Raw genomic sequence first — 5,354 nt, forward strand, 5'->3', positions numbered from 1 at the left:
TTCTTGAGAACTCAACAGTGTGCTAAAAGCCAGTGCATGATGCACAAACCCCGTCATTGATTTGACGGATTCCTTTTGGTTGGGATTCAACCATTCTTCCAGACATTGTTTGGAGAGTTTGATCCTGGCTCAGGACGAACGCTGGCGGCGTGCTTAACACATGCAAGTCGAGCGGAAAGGCCCTTCGGGGTACTCGAGCGGCGAACGGGTGAGTAACACGTGAGTAACCTGCCCCTGACTCTGGGATAAGCCCGGGAAACTGGGTCTAATACCGGATACGACCGCCCCCGGCATCGGGTGGTGGTGGAAAGTTTTTTCGGTTGGGGATGGACTCGCGGCCTATCAGCTTGTTGGTGGGGTAGTGGCCTACCAAGGCGACGACGGGTAGCCGGCCTGAGAGGGCGACCGGCCACACTGGGACTGAGACACGGCCCAGACTCCTACGGGAGGCAGCAGTGGGGAATATTGCGCAATGGGCGGAAGCCTGACGCAGCGACGCCGCGTGGGGGATGACGGCCTTCGGGTTGTAAACCTCTTTCAGCAGGGACGAAGTTGACGTGTACCTGCAGAAGAAGCGCCGGCTAACTACGTGCCAGCAGCCGCGGTAATACGTAGGGCGCAAGCGTTGTCCGGAATTATTGGGCGTAAAGAGCTCGTAGGTGGCTGGTCGCGTCTGCCGTGAAAGCCCGCAGCTTAACTGCGGGTCTGCGGTGGATACGGGCCGGCTAGAGGTAGGTAGGGGCAAGTGGAATTCCTGGTGTAGCGGTGAAATGCGCAGATATCAGGAGGAACACCGGTGGCGAAGGCGGCTTGCTGGGCCTTACCTGACGCTGAGGAGCGAAAGCGTGGGGAGCGAACAGGATTAGATACCCTGGTAGTCCACGCTGTAAACGTTGGGCGCTAGGTGTGGGGGTCTTCCACGATCTCCGTGCCGGAGCTAACGCATTAAGCGCCCCGCCTGGGGAGTACGGCCGCAAGGCTAAAACTCAAAGGAATTGACGGGGGCCCGCACAAGCGGCGGAGCATGTTGCTTAATTCGACGCAACGCGAAGAACCTTACCAAGGTTTGACATCACCCGGACACCTGCAGAGATGTGGGCTTCTTCGGACTGGGTGACAGGTGGTGCATGGCTGTCGTCAGCTCGTGTCGTGAGATGTTGGGTTAAGTCCCGCAACGAGCGCAACCCTTGTTCCATGTTGCCAGCACGCCCTTCGGGGTGGTGGGGACTCATGGGAGACTGCCGGGGTCAACTCGGAGGAAGGTGGGGATGACGTCAAGTCATCATGCCCCTTATGTCTTGGGCTGCAAACATGCTACAATGGCCGGTACAGAGGGCTGCTAAACCGTGAGGTGGAGCGAATCCCTAAAAGCCGGTCTCAGTTCGGATTGGGGTCTGCAACTCGACCCCATGAAGTCGGAGTCGCTAGTAATCGCAGATCAGCAACGCTGCGGTGAATACGTTCCCGGGCCTTGTACACACCGCCCGTCACGTCACGAAAGTCGGCAACACCCGAAGCCCGTGGCCCAACCAGCTTGCTGGGGGGAGCGGTCGAAGGTGGGGCTGGCGATTGGGACGAAGTCGTAACAAGGTAGCCGTACCGGAAGGTGCGGCTGGATCACCTCCTTTCTAAGGAGCACTGGCCGAACCCGTCAGGGTTTGGTCCATGCTGTGACTGCGAGCGAATGTCTCGCACACGGCAGCTCACTAGTGGAGCACTGGCTATTCGGTTCAGCGTGGTCGCTGGCCGGCTAGTACCGCCCCTCACATGTTGGGGGGAGTGGGAACGGCGGTTCAGGGGGTGCGGTGTTCCGGGCACACTGTTGGGTCCTGAGGAAACGGGCTGTTGCTCGTGCCTCGTGGGCACAGGACTGGTGAGCAATCTGATGGTTTGTTGGGTTGTGGGCTGGTTGCTGTTTGTTGTTTGAGATTTGCATAGTGGACGCGAGCATCTTTGTGGCCAAGTTTTTTAGGGCACACGGTGGATGCCTTGGCATCAGGAGCCGATGAAGGACGTGGGAGGCTGCGTTAAGCCTCGGGGAGTCGCCAACCAGACGTTGATCCGGGGATGTCCGAATGGGGAAACCTAGCACCAGTCATGTGGTGTTGCCTCCGCCTGAATGTATAGGGCGGTTGGTGGTAACGCGGGGAAGTGAAACATCTCAGTACCCGTAGGAAGAGAAAACAAGAGTGATTCCGTGAGTAGTGGTGAGCGAAAGCGGATGAGGCTAAACCGGGCGTGTGTGATAGCCGGCAGGTGTTGCATGTTCGGGGTTGTGGGACCCTCTGGTGGTTTCTGCCGAGACCACGAGAAGTTATAAACCTTTGGGATAGTTGAAGCCTCTGGGAAGGGGCGCCGTAGACCGTGAGAGTCGGGTAGACGAAATCTTGAAGGCTTCTTGAGGTGTTCCCAAGTAGCACGGGGCTCGAGGAATCCTGTGTGAATCTGCCAGGACCACCTGGTAAGCCTAAATACTCCCTGGTGACCGATAGTGCACGAGTACCGTGAGGGAAAGGTGAAAAGTGCCCCGGTGAGGGGTCGTGAAAGAGTACCTGAAACCGTGTGCCTACAAGCCGTAGGAGCTTAGCTGTTCTTCGGAACGGTTGTGATGTGACTGCGTGCCTTTTGAAGAATGAGCCTGCGAGTTATGGTGTGTGGCGAGGTTAACCCGTGTGGGGGAGCCGTAGCGAAAGCGAGTCTGAATAGGGCGTTTGAGTCGCATGCTGTAGACCCGAAGCGGAGTGATCTACGCATGGGCAGGTTGAAGCTCAGGTAAGACTGGGTGGAGGACCGAACCCACCAGGGTTGAAAACCTGGGGGATGATCTGTGTGTAGGGGTGAAAGGCCAATCAAACTCCGTGATAGCTGGTTCTCCCCGAAATGCATTTAGGTGCAGCGTTGCGTGTTTCTTGCCGGAGGTAGAGCACTGGATGGCCGATGGGCCCGACAAGGTTACTGACGTCAGCCAAACTCCGAATGCCGGTAAGTGAGAGCGTGGCAGTGAGACTGCGGGGGATAAGCTTCGTAGTCGAGAGGGAAACAGCCCAGATCACCGACTAAGGCCCCTAAGCGTGTGCTAAGTGGGAAAGGATGTGGAGTCGCAGAGACAACCAGGAGGTTGGCTTAGAAGCAGCCACCCTTGAAAGAGTGCGTAATAGCTCACTGGTCAAGTGATTCCGCGCCGACAATGTAGCGGGGCTCAAGTACACCGCCGAAGTCGTGGCACTGACAGTTTTGCTGTTGGTGGGTAGGGGAGCGTCGTGCAGCCGGTGAAGCAGCAGAGTGATCTAGTTGTGGAGGCTGTGCGAGTGAGAATGCAGGCATGAGTAGCGAATCGAGGGTGAGAAACCCTCGCGCCGGATGACCAAGGGTTCCTGGGCCAGGTTAATCCGCCCAGGGTAAGTCGGGACCTAAGGCGAGGCCGACAGGCGTAGTCGATGGACAACGGGTTGATATTCCCGTACCCGCTTCAATGCGCCCATATCGAACCTCGTGATGCTAAGAGTCCTTAAGTCAGCCGGCCCTTCGGGGTTGGTGTTAGACCGAACGCTCGATCCGATCGGGTAGTAGGTAAGCGATGGGGTGACGCAGGAAGGTAGTCCAGCCCAGGCGATGGTTGTCCTGGGGTAAGCATGTAGCCCGTGTTGTAGGCAAATCCGCAACACTTGTGGGTGAGATGTGATGCCGAGCCGATTGTGGTGAAGTGGATGATCCTATGCTGCCGAGAAAAGCCTCTAGTGAGTGTTGTGGCGGCCCGTACCCTAAACCGACTCAGGTGGTCAGGTAGAGAATACCAAGGCGATCGGGTGAACTGTGGTTAAGGAACTCGGCAAATTGCCCCCGTAACTTCGGGAGAAGGGGGACCTCTGCTGGTGATCGGACTAGCTCTGGGAGCTGGTGGGGGTCGCAGTGGCCAGGGGGAAGCGACTGTTTACTAAAAACACAGGTCCGTGCGAAGTCGTAAGACGATGTATACGGACTGACGCCTGCCCGGTGCCGGAACGTTAAGGGGACCGCTTAGTCCAGCTTGCTGGGCGAAGGTGAGAACTTAAGCGCCGGTAAACGGCGGTGGTAACTATAACCATCCTAAGGTAGCGAAATTCCTTGTCGGGTAAGTTCCGACCTGCACGAATGGCGTAACGACTTCCCCGCTGTCTCAACCGCAGACCCGGCGAAATTGCACTACGAGTAAAGATGCTCGTTTCGCGCAGCAGGACGGAAAGACCCCGGGACCTTCACTACAGCTTGACATTGGCGTTTGGAGCGTCTTGTGTAGGATAGGTGGGAGACTGGGAAGCTCGGACGCTAGTTCGGGTGGAGTCATTGGTGAAATACCACTCTGGTCGTTTTGAACGTCTAACTCTGGTCCGTGATCCGGATCGGGGACAGTGTCTGGTGGGTAGTTTAACTGGGGCGGTTGCCTCCTAAAGGGTAACGGAGGCGCCCAAAGGTTCCCTCAGCCTGGTTGGCAATCAGGTGTTGAGTGTAAGTGCACAAGGGAGCTTGACTGTGAGACTGACGGGTCGAGCAGGAGCGAAAGCTGGGACTAGTGATCCGGCATCGGCGTGTGGAAGCGGTGTCGCTCAACGGCTAAAAGGTACCCCGGGGATAACAGGCTGATCTTCCCCAAGAGTCCATATCGACGGGATGGTTTGGCACCTCGATGTCGGCTCGTCGCATCCTGGGGCTGGAGTAGGTCCCAAGGGTTGGGCTGTTCGCCCATTAAAGCGGTACGCGAGCTGGGTTTAGAACGTCGCGAGACAGTTCGGTCCCTATCCGCTGCGCGCGCAGGAGACTTGAAAGGGGCTGTCCCTAGTACGAGAGGACCGGGACGGACGAACCTCTGGTGTGCCAGTTGTACCGCCAGGTGCACGGCTGGTTGGCTACGTTCGGAAGGGATAACCGCTGAAAGCATCTAAGCGGGAAGCTCGCCTTGAGATGAGGTCTCCCACCCTGTGAGGGGGTAAGGCTCCCGGTAGACGACCGGGTTGATAGGCCGGAGGTGGAAGCATGGTAACGTGTGGAGCTGACCGGTACTAATAGGCCGAGGACTTGACCACAAAGCAATGGCATCATGCTGGTTGGTGTGTGCTGCGCCTTGAAAAGGTTAGTGTTTTTCTGGGCTGCGCCGTGTTGATGAGTGTGTGTGTTTTTGCTCGCGTCCACTAGGCAATTCTGAGACAGCAAACTCTGTGTTTGTGTGTTTCGGAGGGTTACGGCGGTTATGGCGGGAAGGAAACACCCGGTTACATTCCGAACCCGGAAGTTAAGCTTCCCTGCGCCGATGGTACTGCACTCGGGAGGGTGTGGGAGAGTAGGTCACCGCCGGACAATCTTTTGGTGAGGGCGGGAAG

3 rRNA genes are annotated in these 5,354 nt (G+C 57.3%); all 3 read left to right on the forward strand.

Annotated features, from left to right (window positions below):
• Positions 1 to 106: 106 nt before the first annotated feature.
• The 3 genes from ABZ297_RS46145 (at position 107) to rrf (ending at position 5,331) form a co-directional block, all read left to right on the forward strand.
• Positions 107 to 1,628, forward strand: a 16S ribosomal RNA gene (locus tag ABZ297_RS46145).
• Between the two features lie 329 nt (positions 1,629 to 1,957).
• A 23S ribosomal RNA gene (locus tag ABZ297_RS46150) occupies positions 1,958 to 5,060 on the forward strand.
• A 154-nt stretch (positions 5,061 to 5,214) separates the two neighbouring features.
• Positions 5,215 to 5,331: ribosomal RNA gene (gene rrf, locus ABZ297_RS46155) — 5S ribosomal RNA — on the forward strand.
• The 16S, 23S and 5S rRNA genes sit together here, the layout of an rRNA operon.
• Positions 5,332 to 5,354 lie beyond the last annotated feature (23 nt).

The organism is Nonomuraea sp. NPDC005983, assembly GCF_040614375.1.
Lineage (GTDB): Bacteria > Actinomycetota > Actinomycetes > Streptosporangiales > Streptosporangiaceae > Nonomuraea.